Origin of the sequence: Sphingomonas sp. AX6 (assembly GCF_902506605.1) — a bacterium.
In the GTDB taxonomy this organism is placed as follows: domain Bacteria; phylum Pseudomonadota; class Alphaproteobacteria; order Sphingomonadales; family Sphingomonadaceae; genus Sphingomonas.
In genome coordinates this window covers 547,276-561,477 of the sequence record NZ_LR733979.1, presented here as the reverse complement: position 1 = coordinate 561,477, position 14,202 = coordinate 547,276, and the positions used below count along the sequence as shown (strand labels likewise).

General features: G+C 65.8%; 10 protein-coding genes and 1 tRNA gene. 6 read left to right on the top strand and 5 right to left on the bottom strand.

Annotated features, from left to right (window positions below):
• Window positions 1-23 precede the first annotated feature (23 nt).
• On the bottom strand, window positions 24-2,609 hold the full coding sequence (locus tag ENHY17A_RS02780) for a glycoside hydrolase family 2 protein (RefSeq protein WP_236547711.1): 2,586 nt from the start codon (window positions 2,607-2,609) through the stop codon (window positions 24-26).
• Between the two features lie 127 nt (window positions 2,610-2,736).
• Here ENHY17A_RS02780 and ENHY17A_RS02775 point away from each other — a divergent pair, with 127 nt between their 5' ends.
• The 6 genes from ENHY17A_RS02775 to ENHY17A_RS02750 all read left to right on the top strand — a co-directional run bounded on the left by ENHY17A_RS02775 (window position 2,737) and on the right by ENHY17A_RS02750 (window position 10,044).
• Window positions 2,737-3,072, top strand: a complete 336-nt coding sequence (locus tag ENHY17A_RS02775; protein ID WP_159709862.1) for a hypothetical protein — start codon at window positions 2,737-2,739, stop codon at window positions 3,070-3,072.
• Between the two features lie 16 nt (window positions 3,073-3,088).
• Window positions 3,089-3,841, top strand: a complete 753-nt coding sequence (locus tag ENHY17A_RS02770) for a tryptophan 2,3-dioxygenase (RefSeq protein WP_443018302.1) — start codon at window positions 3,089-3,091, stop codon at window positions 3,839-3,841.
• Window positions 3,842-3,851: 10 nt separating this feature from the next.
• On the top strand, window positions 3,852-5,090 hold the full coding sequence (locus ENHY17A_RS02765; RefSeq protein WP_159709858.1) for a class V aminotransferase: 1,239 nt from the start codon (window positions 3,852-3,854) through the stop codon (window positions 5,088-5,090).
• A gap of 74 nt (window positions 5,091-5,164) precedes the next feature.
• Window positions 5,165-7,351 (top strand): TonB-dependent receptor, encoded by a 2,187-nt coding sequence (locus tag ENHY17A_RS02760; RefSeq protein ID WP_236547710.1) that lies wholly within the window; start codon window positions 5,165-5,167, stop codon window positions 7,349-7,351.
• Between the two features lie 19 nt (window positions 7,352-7,370).
• The gene (locus ENHY17A_RS02755; protein ID WP_159709854.1) at window positions 7,371-8,051 is read left to right on the top strand and encodes a Fe2+-dependent dioxygenase; all 681 of its coding nucleotides are present in this window, start codon (window positions 7,371-7,373) and stop codon (window positions 8,049-8,051) included.
• Window positions 8,052-8,118: 67 nt separating this feature from the next.
• Window positions 8,119-10,044 (top strand): PhoX family protein, encoded by a 1,926-nt coding sequence (locus tag ENHY17A_RS02750; RefSeq protein ID WP_159709852.1) that lies wholly within the window; start codon window positions 8,119-8,121, stop codon window positions 10,042-10,044.
• Window positions 10,045-10,240: 196 nt separating this feature from the next.
• Here the strand turns inward: ENHY17A_RS02750 and ENHY17A_RS02745 are convergent, their stop codons facing one another.
• The 4 genes from ENHY17A_RS02745 to ENHY17A_RS02730 form a co-directional block, all read right to left on the bottom strand.
• The gene (locus ENHY17A_RS02745; protein ID WP_159709850.1) at window positions 10,241-10,699 is read right to left on the bottom strand and encodes a YaiI/YqxD family protein; all 459 of its coding nucleotides are present in this window, start codon (window positions 10,697-10,699) and stop codon (window positions 10,241-10,243) included.
• Complete coding sequence (locus tag ENHY17A_RS02740) at window positions 10,696-12,516, bottom strand: DEAD/DEAH box helicase (protein ID WP_236547709.1); 1,821 nt, start codon at window positions 12,514-12,516, stop codon at window positions 10,696-10,698. The genes ENHY17A_RS02745 and ENHY17A_RS02740 overlap by 4 nt, the downstream gene beginning before the upstream one ends.
• 160 nt (window positions 12,517-12,676) lie before the next feature.
• A tRNA-Pro gene (locus ENHY17A_RS02735) sits at window positions 12,677-12,753 on the bottom strand.
• Window positions 12,754-12,853: 100 nt separating this feature from the next.
• Window positions 12,854-14,167 carry an FAD-dependent oxidoreductase gene (locus ENHY17A_RS02730; RefSeq protein ID WP_159709846.1) on the bottom strand — a complete coding sequence of 438 codons (1,314 nt, stop codon included), beginning with the start codon at window positions 14,165-14,167 and terminating at the stop codon, window positions 12,854-12,856.
• Window positions 14,168-14,202 lie beyond the last annotated feature (35 nt).

Genomic DNA, 14,202 nt, shown 5'->3' with positions numbered 1-14,202 from the left:
TCGCCGTTTGCGTCGGAGGGTACTCAGCGCAGCGGCGTCACCCGGATCGCGGCGACCGCGGCGTTGCCTTCGACCCCGAGGTCAAGGGGGTTGCCATCGGTGCGCACGTCGAAGTGCGTTTCGCTGCCGGTAAGCGGTCTGGCGCTGCCAAGCCGCTCGATCACGGTCCGGCCATTGGCCTTCACCACGCTGCGTCGCGGGGTGCGATCGGGTGCGACCGACAGGATCGTCACGCGCCAATGCCCGGCGGGCAGCGGCAGCGTGTAGCGGAAATCGCCCGATCGGTGGCTGACCAATGCCGCCCGCTCGCCCGCACCCGACAGCGCTTCGGCATCCTTGCCCGCAATCCGCCGCGCCGTGCCGCCGGTGAAGAACGCGTCGGACCCGTACCGCGTGCCATTGGCGGCGGTGAATCCCGCCAGATCGCCGACATTGATCGCCAGTCCGCCGCGCGCATCGGGCGCGGTCCATTCGATCGCGTCGCTCAGTGTCTTGCCACCTACCTCGGCACGCGCCTCGATCCGGTTCGCACCCGTGTCCAACCTGACCGCCTCGAACACGCAAATTCGCCCCGGACACGGCCGCGTGCCCAGCGCGCGGCCATTGACACTGACGCGCACGCTTGCCGCGTTCGAATAAAGCCGGATGTCGCTGACCGGATAGGCGCGGTCCACATAACGCCGCCCGGTGATGTGCAGCACGGGCGCGTCTGACCAGTTCGCCTTGTAATAGAAGAACGCATCCTTGCGCGTCTTGCGGTCGAAACTCACCAGCCCCTTGTCATTGATGTCGGTCGCATCGCCTTCCTGCCGGACGGTCGACGAGAAATCGAACATGTTCCAAATCCACGATCCCCAGAGATAGCGGCGCTCGGCGATCTGCGGCCAATGCTGTTCGTGATACCAGCTCTGGAAGGCTTCCGGATGCGGTCGTCCGCTGAACGCGATCGGCCCACCTTCGGGATCGTCGCTATGCTGGGTCAGTGCCGCGCCTGCGCCATATTCGCTGACCGAAATCGGTAAGTCGGGATGCTTGGCGTGGAGCGCGTCGAGATGCGGGCCGAGGTCGTCGACCTCCCCATAATACCAGCCATAATAGCGGTTATACCCCATCAGGTCGGCGATACCCGACAGCACGGGCAGATAGGGTGCCTTGTCGCCCGGCGTATCCTCGCAGCAATCGGCGATCACCGTCAGCCGGTCGGGGTCTTCGCGCTTCGACAGCGCATGGAGTTCGCGCAGCAGCGGCCGTGCATCGGCTTTCGGCCCCAGCCGGTTGAAGGCGAGATCGATGTCGACCTCGTTGCCGATCCCCCAGGTGACGACCGACGGGCTGTTGTAATGCTGGCGGATCTGCTCGACCAACTGGGTGCGGGCATTCTCGACCAGCTCGGGATGTGCTTCGCTGTTATCAAACGCGACCTTGTTGACGAAGGCGAGTTCGGCCCAGACGATCATGCCGCGCTCGTCGTTCAGCGCGAACCATTCGGGCGCGTGCTGGTAATGCGCGAACCGAACCGAGTTCGCGCCCATCTCCTCGATCAAATCCATGTCGCGGACGTGATCCTCTGGAGTCAGCGCCCAGCCCTTGCCCAGATAATCCTGATGTCGCGACACGCCCTTCAGCGGCAGGTGACGGCCGTTGAGGAAGAACCCCTTGTTCGGATCGACGCGGAATGCGCGGATGCCGAACCGGTCCTCGACCCGGTCGACGAGGCGTCCGTCGATCGCGAGTTCAGCGATGAGCCGATAGAGATGCGGGTCGCGCTGACCGTCCCACAGGCGCGGCGCGGCCACCGAAAGCGTCTGGCGTGCTTCGCTGCGTCCTGCACCTAACGCCACCGGCTGCGTCGCGGTCGCCGCGGTCCGACCGTCGGCGTCGATCAGCCGGGTGGTGACCAGTCCCTCCGCCCCGCCGCCCGAATGGGTCAGGCGCGTCAGCACGGACACGTCTGCCGCCTCCGTGCCGATCCGCGTAGTGCGCGCATACACCCCGGTGCCGCCATGGTCGTCGAGCGCGATATGCGCGTCGCCCGCACTCACCATCGATACGCCGCGATAGAGACCACCGTGCATGAAGAAATCGCCGAGCAGGGGGATGACATGCTGGGTCGAGGAGCCTGGCTTGCGCTCGCTATTGTCGGCGCGCACCGCGATGACGTTGCGCCCCGGTGTCAGATGGTCGGTGACGTCGAACCGGAACCGGCTGAACGCGCCCTTGTGCTGGGTGAGGTGCCGCCCGTTGACCCACACATCGGCGATGTTCCCAACCCCGTCGAACTGCAGAAAATGGCGCGCGCGGTCGGGTAGTTGAGCGCGATCGATGGTCCTTCGATACCAGCCGATCCCCTGGACGTTGCGCGTCGCGTCGGTGCGCCCGATGCGATATTCCCCCAGCGCGTTCCACGTATGCGGGGCATCCACTGCTTGCCAGCCGGCATCGTCGAACTCGGCGCGGCTGGGATCGGTCGCAGGTTCACCCAGGTGAAAGCGCCATCCGTTCGACAAATCGGTGACCGCGCGGACAGCGCCACCCTGAGTGACGTGTGGCGTGGTGCAACCCGCCAGCATCAGCGCCCATGCCATGACGATCCAACGACCGATGTTCACCCGCGCCCCCTCTTCATTGGTAAGGCCGGTTTTGCGTTCCTGTGCGGGCGTGTCAACTTTTCGGCTCCTCATCGGTTGACCCGGCGTCACGCGCGCGAAACAAGGGCGCGAACCGATGGAGGGACGAATGAACGCATCGATCAAACTGCTCGCAACGATGGCAGGCGCGCTGCTGCTGACGGCGTGCGGCCAGCAAGCCGCGGAACCCGAAAACGTGACCGCGAACGAAGCGGCGGACACCACGAATTACGTGGCCGAAGTCCTGGCACTCAACGAAGCGCAGCGCCGCGGCGTCATGTTCCGCGCGATCCGCGATGCCGGATTGCCCTGCCAGGAAGTGACTAGCGCCGAGATCGAGCCGGAAATGACGCCCACGACCTGGCGCGCGACGTGCGAGAATGGCGCCGACCACCTGATCGCGATGCAGGCCAGTGGCGACGCAACCGTGATGAGCGGGCGGTAACGCTGACGTGACCGACATGACCTATGGGCGCTATCTGGCGCTCGACGACCTGCTTTCCGCCCAGCATCCGATTTCGGATCGGCACGACGAACTGCTGTTCATCGTCATCCACCAGACGAAAGAGCTGTGGCTGAAGCAGGCGATTGCCGAGATCACACTCGCGATCGATCTGGTGCGCGAGAACCGGCTGGTCGAGGCGTATAAGTCGTTGGCTCGGGTATCGCGGATTCAGGCGGTAATGACGCTTAGCTGGGACGTGCTGGCGACGATGACGCCGTCCGATTACACCCAGTTCCGCGACGTGCTCGGTACCTCGTCGGGCTTTCAATCGGACCAGTTCCGCACGGTGGAGGTCATGTTGGGGGTGCGCGACAGCGCGCGGCACGGGCCGATGACGGCGGAAGCGGCAACCCGGCCCAGCCTGTGGGACGAGGCGAACGCGGCGCTCGCTCGCGCTGGCTTTGCCGTCCCGGCTTCTGCTTTGGACCGCGATTGGCCGCAACCCTATCGGTCCGATCCCCAGGTCGAGGCGGCATGGGCCGATGTGTATCGCGACACCACACGCTGGTGGGAGATGTACCAGCTTGCCGAAAAGCTGGTCGATATCGACGATGCCATGGCGACGTGGCGGCACAAGCACGTCCTGACCGTCAGCCGCATCATCGGCGGCAAGCGCGGCACCGGCGGCACGGCGGGCGTGCCCTATCTGGAATCGACGCTTTCGAAACGCGCCTTCCCGGAACTATGGTCGCTCAGGACATTGTTGTGAGCGGCTGGCTGTGACCAGCTACAAGCATCTGTTTGCGCGCGCTTTGGCGGCGGCACCCGATCGGCTGCACATGGCGGCGCACAGCCATCACCTGTGGCCCGACGCCAGTTGGCTGGGTCAGCAGGCCGCATGGGAAGATGCCGCGCGGCTGGCGGATCGCAAATGGGACCGGGTGATGGGCGACATCTGGCCTGCGGCTCAAAAGCATGTCGCGGATGAATTGCGGTTGCCCGATCCGTCGAGCGTGGTGTTCGCGGGCAACACCCACGACCTGCTCGTGCGGGTCGCATCGGCGATGCCGCGACGACCGCTGCGTATCCTGACAAGCGATGGCGAGTTTCACAGCTTTCGGAGGCAAGTCGCGCGCTGGGAAGAGGCTGGCGTGGTCGAGGTGACGCGGGTTGCGGTCGAAAACCCCTCAACCGTTCGGGCTGAGCTTGTCGAAGCCCTGTCCGTTTCTTCCGAGGAAGAAAGTGCAGCATTTCGACAAGCTCAATGCGAACGGAGTTTTGAAACTAGATTTCTCGCCGCCGCGCGCACCGGCGACCACGACCTGATCTTCGTCAGCCAGATGATGTTCGGCACCGGCACGCCTTTCGCCGCGCTCGAAGCGCTCGCCGATCTCGCGCGCCCGGACGGGCCGTGGGTCGTGATCGACGGCTATCATGGCTTCATGGCAGTGGAGACCGATCTGTCGGCCGTTTCCGACCGCGTCTTCTACACCGCTGGCGGCTATAAATACGCGATGGCAGGCGAAGGCTGCGCGTTCCTGCATTGCCCGCCTGGCTTCGGACCGCGTCCCCAAATCACCGGCTGGTATGCCGAATTCGATGACCTGTCGCTGCCGCCCGGCATGGTCGGCTATGCCCCCGACGCGATGCGTTTCATGGGCGCGACCTTCGACCCTAGCGGGCTCTACCGTTTCGTCGCGGTGCGCGACATGTTGGCGCGCGAGGAACTGACGACGGCGGTGACCTCTACGCATGTCGATGATCTGCGCACGCGGCTGGTTGCGGGACTGGCCGATACGCCGCTTGCGCGCGCCAAGCACGTCAATGCCGCGACCCACCCGGTGGCGCGGTTCATCGCGTTGCGCTCGCCTGACGCGGCGACGTGGCAAGCGCAATTGGCGGTCGAGAATGTGACCGTCGATGTGCGCGGCGACGTGCTCAGAATCGGGCTGGGCCTGTATCATGACGCGCGCGACATCGACCGCTTCGTGGAAATCGCGAGCAATCTCAAGGCATAGTCGAAACGCTATTGCGAGCGAGTATCAAAAGCAGTAACGCGCCTCCCAGAAAGATAATCGGGGGCTTGTTTCGCATGTTTCGTCGTCAGTTGATCGCAGCGCTCGGCACCGGTGCCGCCTTGTCCGCCGCGCCTGCCTATGCCCAGCCCGTGACCGAGGGTGATCCGCAGGAGGTGGTGGTCACCGGCGAGTATCTGACCGACGACCTGTCGCTGCCGCAACAGGTGCTGTCCCCGCTCGACACGCCGCAATCGGTGACGGTGGTCGAAGACGACCTGATGTCCGAACAGGGCCGCCGGACGCTGCGCGACGCGATGCGCAACATCACCGGGGTCAGTTTCCAGGCGGGCGAGGGCAATCCCCCCGGCGGCGGCGATGCGTTCAACGTGCGCGGATTTTCCGCGCGCGACGACATCTTCGTCGATGGCATTCGCGACCCCGGCAATTATTTCCGCGATCCCTTTTATGCCGAGCGGATCGAGGTGACCAAGGGGCCGGCCTCCGCCTTTGCGGGCCGCGGCAATGTCGGCGGGACGGTCAACATCGTCACGCGCCAGCCGATCTTGTCCAACCGCGTCGGCGGTGAAATCGGCGTCGGCACGGACAATTTCTACCGCGCGACTGCCGACTATAATTACGTTGTGGACACCGATAGCGGCATTGCCGTTCGCCTGACCGCGATGGCGCATTCGGCCGACGAACCCGGCCGGGATCAGGTGTTCAGCCGCCGCTGGGCGGTGGCGCCATCGATCGGCTTCGGCATCGGCGGCGATACCAGCTTCATCGTCAATTACCTGCATCTCGAACAGGATGACCGTCCCGATTTCGGCCTGCCCAACGGTCGTAACCTCAGCCTTGCGGGCTCGCCCTTCGGCGGTGTCGTCGCGCCGGTCGATCGCGACAATTTCTACGGCTATTCGACCGATTACCGCGATGTTCGCACCGACACGGTGACCGGTCGGTTCGAGCACCAGTTCGGTGAGACGCTGTCGATCAGCAACGTCACCCGTTATGCCCGCGTCGATAACGAACAGGTCGCCTCCGCCCCGCGCTTCGTCGGCAACGTCACCACGCTGACCCCGGCCACGCTTGCCGTCGGCAACCGCAAACCCCGCGACCAGACCGACCAGTTGTTCATCAACCAAACCAACCTGACGGCCGAGTTCGCGACCGGCGCGCTGCGGCATACCGTGGTCGCGGGTGTCGAATATGTCGATGAGAGCAACGAGAACCGTCGCCGCCTGGACGCCAACGGCCCGAACATGAACCTGTTTGACCCCGCCTTCCTGTTCGCCGCGCCGATCGCGTACAACGGCACCCGTGCGCGCACCGATGTCGAGACGTTGGCCGTCTATCTGTTCGACACGGTCGAGCTGGGCGAGCAATGGAAATTCGTCGGCGGCCTGCGCCACGACCGGGTAAAGACCCGCGCGCGCGGCTTCGACGACATCGGCATCGCGCCCGGCTTCGTCACCGACCTCTTGCGCACCGACAACAAGTTGAGCGGCAACGCGGCGATCGTGTTCAAACCGACGCCCGCGTCCAGCCTGTACGTCGCGTACGGCACCGCATTCGAACCTGGCAGCGGTGCGGAAATCGTCCAACTTGCTGGCGGCAACAACAACCCCCCGACCACTGCCGCCAATTTCAACGTCGATCCCGAAACCAGCCGCGCCTGGGAAGCGGGCGGCAAGATCGACGTGATGGACGGCGCGCTCAACCTGTCGGCGGCGGTGTTTCAGATCACCCGCGACAACGCCCGTACGCCGGGCGTCAACGCGGGCGACCCGCCGGTGGTACTCGACGGCGAACAGCGGGTGCGGGGACTCGAGCTTCAGGCAGTGGGCCGCATCACCCCTCGCTGGAACATCTTTGCGGGCTATACCTATCTCGATGGCGAAGTGACCAAATCGAACCGGGCGTTCGAGGTTGGCCAGCGGCTGGACCACACGCCCGAACACTCGGCCAATCTGTGGACCAGCTATGCCGCAACCGACGCGCTGACCATCGGCGGCGGGGTGCAGCATGTGTCGAGCCGCACCAGCGACGTGCGCCAGTCGGCGACCGCCAACATCACCATCACTGCGCCCGCCTATACGGTGTTCGACGCCTTCGCCGAGTATAAGATCAACGAGCAATTCGGCCTGCGCGCCAATGTTTATAATATCGGCGACCGCGACTATTTCTATTCTTTCGCCAGCGGGCAGTCGATCCCGGCGGCGTCGCGATCGGCAACGCTGACCTTGACGATGGGGTTCTAAGCCTGAAGGCTCGTGCCCGATGATGATCGAGATCGAGCAGCTACTGGATGCGGAAACGGTGCGCCGGTTCCGCGACCGGCTGGCGGACGCGCCCTGGGCCGATGGACGGGCGACCGCGGGCTATCAGTCGGCGCTCGCCAAGGACAATGCGCAGTTGCCGCAGGATTGCGTCGAAGCGCGCGAACTGGGGGCAGAGGTCGCGGCGGCGCTGGCGGCGAACCTGCTGTTCCAGTCCGCCGCGCTGCCGCGCGCCGTCTATCCGCCGCTGTTCAACCGCTACGCCGGGGGACAGGCGTTCGGGACGCATGTCGACAATGCGTTTCGCCCGATGCCGGACGGGCAGGGGCGGCTGCGCACGGACCTATCGGCGACGTTGTTCCTGTCCGACCCAGCCGACTATGACGGCGGCGAACTCATCATCGAGGACGGGCATGATGGCAAGGCGATCAAGCTGCCCGCCGGGCACATGATCCTATACCCCGCCACCACGCTCCACAGCGTCGCCCCCGTCACGCGCGGCGCGCGGGTCGCGAGCTTCTTCTGGATCGAAAGCCTGGTGCCAGACGCCGCACAGCGCGCGACCCTGTTCGACATGGACATCGCCATCCAGTCGCTTCGCCCCCGCGTCGGCGACCGCGACCCCGCGCTGATCGCGCTGACGGGCTGCTATCACAATCTGCTGAGAAGCTGGGCGCGCTGAGCGTTCACGGAACTGCCACATTGCATCCCTAGGCGGGACGGGATTTCCCATCCTGCCGGAGAATTCCATGTCGCGTCCGTTCGAGAAGATCGTCGAAGCCCGTTTGTCGCGGCGGTCGATCCTGACCGGGTTGGGCGGGGTCGGCGCGACGGTGATGCTGTCGAGCTGCGGTTATAGCGGCGCGGGACTGGGGAGTGCGGGCGGTGCAGCCCCCGCCTTCGCCTTCACCCCGATTTCGCACGGCATTGACGATCGCCATCATGTCGCGCCCGGCTATACCGCCGACATCCTGTTGCGCTGGGGCGATCCGGTGATGCCCGGTGCGCCTGCGTTCGATCCGATGAACCAGACCGGCGAGGCGCAGTCGAAGCAGTTCGGCTATAATTGCGATTTCGTCGGCCTGATCCCGGTGTCGCGCGACCGGATGATGCTGGGCGTCAATCATGAATATGTGCTGCCCGAACTGATGTTCCCCGACCTGTACGGCGCGGACGGCAAGTTCGACCGCAGCCGGTACACGCAGCGCCATTCGGAGGTGGAGCGCGCCGCCGTCGGCATTTCGATGACCGAGCTTCGCCGCGACGGCGCACGTTGGGTGCCGGTGGCCGGCGCGATGAACCGCAAGGTCGATATGCTGTCCACCCGCGTGGGCGTCTCCGGCCCCGCGGCGGGCCATGCACGGATGCGGACGGTCGCCGACCCGGCGGGACGCACCGTGATCGGCACTTACGGCAATTGCGCGGGCGGACTGACCCCGTGGGGTACGTATCTGACCGCCGAGGAAAATTTCGACTTTGCCTTTTCAGGCGGGCTGGCCGCGGGTCATGCCGAAACCGTCAACCATCGCCGCTTCGGCGTCGTGCGAGAGGATGGCAAGCCGACCCAGCCGGGGCAGGGCAAGCTGAGCTGGGCCGCATTCGACCCGCGCTTCGACGTCGGCAAGGATCCGCATGAGGCCAACCGCTTCGGCTGGATCGTCGAAATCGACGCGCTAAATCCTCAAGCGCTGCCGAAGAAGCGCACCGCGCTGGGCCGGTTCGCGCATGAAGGGGCGGAGACGATCGTCAACCGCGATGGGCGGCTGGTCGTCTATATGGGCGACGATGCGCGGCATGAATATCTCTACCGTTTCGTCAGCCGCGATCGTGTGAGCGATGATCGCGCGGCCAATGCCGACCTGCTCGACCATGGTGTGCTGTCGGTCGCGATCTTCGACGAAGGCGGGATGCGCTGGGTGCCACTGGTGCATGGCACCGGGCCGCTGACGGCGGAAAACGGCTTCAATAGCCAGGCGGATGTCGTGATCGAGGCGCGGCGCGCGGGCGACCTGCTCGGCGCGACCCCGATGGACCGGCCCGAGGATGTCGAGGCGCATCCGACCAATGGCCGCGTCTATGTGATGCTGACCAACAATAGCGACCGCGATCAGGCAAATGTCGCCAACCCGCGCATCGCCAACCGCGATGGCCAGATCGTCGAGTTGATCGCACCGGGCGGCGACCATGCCGCAGACCGGTTCGATTGGGAAATCCTGGTGCTGTGCGGACGCCCGAACGATCCGAAGGTTGGCGCGCGCTGGAATGCGGAAATCTCGGACAGTGGCTGGTTTTCGTGCCCCGACAATTGCGCGTTCGACCCGGCAGGCCGCCTGTGGATCGCGACCGATCAGGGGTCGAACTGGCCGAACAGCGGCACGGCGGATGGACTTTGGGCGATGGAAACCGACGGGGCGGGCAGGGGCACGGGACACATGTTCTTCCGCGTTCCAGCCGGCGCGGAAATGTGCGGCCCCCGTTTCACCCGCGACGGGCGGCATTTGTTTCTGGCGATCCAGCATCCTGCCTCCGACGGCATGGTGGAGTGGCCCGAATTCGGACGTCGTTCGACCGCGGTAGACCCGGCGCATCGCTGGCCGGATTTCAAACCCGACATGCCGCCGCGGCCTTCGGTCGTGGTGGTGCGAAAGGACGATGGCGGGGTGATCGGGGTTTGAGGCGAAACAAGCCGGGACACACTCCACACCGTTTGTCTTGAGTAGCCCCTTCGACTGCCTACCAAGGCAGGCGCTCAGGACAGGCATTAAGCGAAGCCGAAATGGCGTATCGAAGGACGGTCGCTTGTAATGATCCTTCGATACGGGCCTTCGACTGCGCTCAGTCCCTACTCAGGACAAACGGATAGAGTGTAAGTTAGCCGCGCTTCATCCGCACCAGCGCGGTGTCCAGCGCTTGCAAGAACGCCGACCGGTCCTTGCCCGAAAAGGGCGCAGGCCCGCCGATCTGGTCGCCGCCTGCGCGCAGATCGGCCATGATCGCGCGGGTCGCGATCGCGGCGCCGATCGAACTCGTCGTGAACGGCGTGCCATTGGGCTTGAGCACCGTCGCGCCCGCCTTCAGGCAGCGATCCGCAAGCAGAATATCCGCCGTCACCACCAGCTTGGTCGCGTCCGAGCGTTCTGCGATCCAGTCGTCGGCGGCATCGAAGCCGTCGCTCACCACCACCCGGTCGATCAACGGGTGATCGGGGATGCGCAGATACTGGTTGCTGACCAAGGTCACCGGCACCGCGTGGCGCCAGGCGACTTTGTAGATCTCATCCTTTACCGGGCAGGCATCGGCATCGACCAGGATATGCGGCGTGCCGCTCACCGGGCGCGGGGCGGCCCGCCGGGACGACGATTGCCGCCGGGCTTGTTGCCGCCACCCTTATAGGGCGTGGGGCTGTGGCGCGGTGCGCCTGCACCGGCGTTACCGCGCCGCGGACCCTTGCGGTGAGGGGCAGGGGCCAGCCGCTCGCGCGGGCCGCCCCCGCCGCGTGCGCCGGGTTCGGGTGCATCGGGCGCGGGTTCGATGCGGACATCGCCTTCCTCGCCGTCCTGCCCTGCAGTGCGCGCAAGTGCGGCACTGAACTTGCCCGCGATGGCGCGCGGAATCTGGAAATGCGTCTCGTTCGGTCCGATGCGGATCGCGCCAACTTCGTTGCGGGTGATGTGCCCGCGACGACACAGCAATGGCAGCAACCAGCGCGGGTCGGCATTTTGTCGGCGACCGATGTCCATGCGGAACCAGATCGTATCGTCGAAGCCCGGACGATGGCGTTCCTGTTGAGCCGCCTGCCGCGCTTCGGGCGAATTGGGGATGAGTTCTTCGGGCTGCGGCATCGACGCGCGGTGCGAGCGGACGAGTGCGGCGGCGATATCCTCTGCCGGACGTTCCGCCATCAGCCGTTCCGCGAGCGCGCGATCCTCCTCGTCATATTCTTGCGGGGCGAGCAATGCGGCGATCAACCGCTCGCGGTCCTGCACGCGGATTTCCTCCGGCGTCGGCGCGGAAATCCATTCCGCCTCGATCCGCGCGCCGCGCAGCATCGATTCGACCCGGCGACGGCGCGGATAGGGGACGATCAGCACTGCCGTTCCCTTCTTGCCCGCGCGACCCGTCCGGCCCGAGCGATGCTGCAACGCCTCTGCATCCCGCGGAATTTCGACATGCACGACAAGGCTGAGCGTCGGCAGATCGATGCCGCGCGCGGCGACATCGGTGGCGACGCAGACGCGCGCGCGGCGGTCGCGCAGCGATTGCAGCGCATGATTGCGCTCGTTCTGCGAATGCTCGCCCGACAGTGCGACGGCCGCGAAGCCGCGTTCCTGCAACGTCGCGTGCAGATGCCGGACATTGTCTCGTGTCGCGCAGAACAGCATCGCGGTTTCCGCTTCATGGAAGCGCAGCAGGTTGATGACGGCGTGCTCGATCTCCGACGGGGAGACGGTCACTGCCTGATAGGCGATGTCACCATGCCCGCGATCGTCGCCGACGGTCGAGATGCGCAGCGCGTCGCGCTGATAGCGTTTGGCCAGCGCCACGATCGGACGCGGCATCGTCGCCGAGAACAGCAAGGTACGGCGCGTGTCGGGCGCACCGTCGAGAATCTGTTCCAGATCCTCGCGGAATCCCATGTCGAGCATCTCGTCGGCCTCGTCGAGGACGACCGCCTTCAATGCCGAGAGGTCGAGCGCGCCGCGTTCCAGGTGATCACGCAAACGTCCCGGCGTACCGACGACGACATGCGTTCCGTGGCTCAGCGCGCGACGCTCCTTCGACGCGTCCATGCCCCCGACACAGGTGGCGATCCGCGCCCCTGCCTTGCCATAGAGCCACATGAATTCCCGGCTGACCTGAAGCGCCAGTTCGCGCGTCGGTGCGATGATGAGGGCGACCGGCGCGCCGGGCGCGGCCATGCGGCCTTCATCGCCCAGCAGGTCGGTGGCCATCGCCAGACCGAAGGCGACGGTCTTGCCCGAGCCGGTCTGAGCGGAGACGATCAGGTCGCGGCCCGCCGCTTCGGGTTCCAGCACCGCGGCCTGGACCGGGGTGGGGGCGGCATAGCCACGCGCTTCGAGCGCTTCGGCGAGCAGGGGGGGGAGTTCGGCAAATGACATGACGGCAATAATCCAACGATGCCGCATGGGGGCGGCGAAAAAATAAGGAACGGCCAAATCACCGGCGTGGACCGCGCGAAACCCGACGCACGACACCGGTGATATATGGCGATCCCCTATGATGTTCGCCGGGCCACTGCGCGTCACGATCTCTACGGATCGCCGATGCGCCGATACTGATAAGCGGTGGTCGGGAAGAGAGGATTCGAACCTCCGGCCCCTGCCTCCCGAAGGCAGTGCTCTACCAGGCTGAGCTACTCCCCGACGGAGTCCGATCGTTGCGTGTGCGGTGCGACCGGTGCTTGGAAGGCGCGCCTATACAAAGCGTGCCCGCCCCGTGCAAGTGGGGTCGCGGGGTTGCCGATCAAGTCGTGGGCGTGCGCGCTGCCCCCAACATGGCATCGACGGCCACGAACTTCTCACGCGGCGCACCGTCGCGCGCGGCGGCGACTTCCGCCGAATCGATATTCTGCCAGTCGCGGAACGTGACGACATCGACGGTGCGCGCCGCCAGCAGCGCATCGAGCGCAGGTCGTCCCAGCTTGCCGCTGCCCTCGCCGATGTCCTCGGCGATCTTTTCGACGATGGCGAAGCCGTCGGGGCGGTTGGTGCCGATCGTGCCGGATGGTCCGCGCCGTGCCCAGCCGACGGCGTAGAGACCGGGGAGGATGCGCCCTTCGTCATTGGCGAACCGCCCGGCGCGCGCGTCATAGGGAACGCCGTCGATCGGCGGCGTGCGGTATCCGATGCAACTGACGACCAGGTGCGCGGGGATCGCGTAGGTCTCTCCCGTGCCGGTCGCGCGGCCTTCGGCGTCGAGCGCGGTGCGTTCGACGATGACTCGTTCGGCGCGGCCTTCGCCTTTGATGGCAACGGGCATGGCAAAGAAATCGAAGACGACCCGAACCGGCTTGGCCGTGTCCGGTCCCGTGGCGGCATAATCGCGCAAATGAGTGACGGATTTGCGCTGGCCGGGTTCCAACGCCGCGTCCTCGTCCGTCGGCGGCAGGTCGCCGGGTTCGACCACCGGCGTCGCGCGGGCCAGATGGCCCAGTTCGCCCAGTTCCTTGGGCGTCATCGCAATCTGGTGCGGCCCGCGGCGGCCCAGCAATGTCACCGTGTCGATGCCTGCGCGCTCCAGTGCCCGAAACGCATGGTTGACGATGTCGGATGCGGCGAGTTCGTCCTGGCTCTTGGCGAGGATGCGCGCGACGTCGAGCGCGACATTGCCATTGCCGATCACCACCGCGCCCGGCCCGACCAGCGGCGGTGCGAGCCCGGCGAAATCGGGATGTCCGTTATACCAGCCGACGAACGCCGCCGATCCCACGACGCCTGGCAAATCGCTACCCGGAATGTCGAGCGGCCGGTCGGCGGGTGCCCCGGTCGCCAGCACCACCGCGTCGTACAGCTCGCGCAATTCGGCGATGGTCACGTCCTGGCCGACGGTGACATTGCCGACAAAGCGCACTGTCTCGGTCAGCGCGGTCGCTTCATACCGGCGCGACACACCCTTGATCGACTGGTGGTCGGGCGCGACGCCGGTGCGGATCAGCCCGAACGGCACCGGCATCCGGTCGATGATATCGACGCGCACATCGTCTCCGAACGCCTTTTGCGCGGCTTCGGCGGTGTAATAGCCCGCCGGTCCCGATCCGATCACCGCGATATGTCGCATGGACGCGCTCTCCCGTTATCTCGGCGATGCTAGAG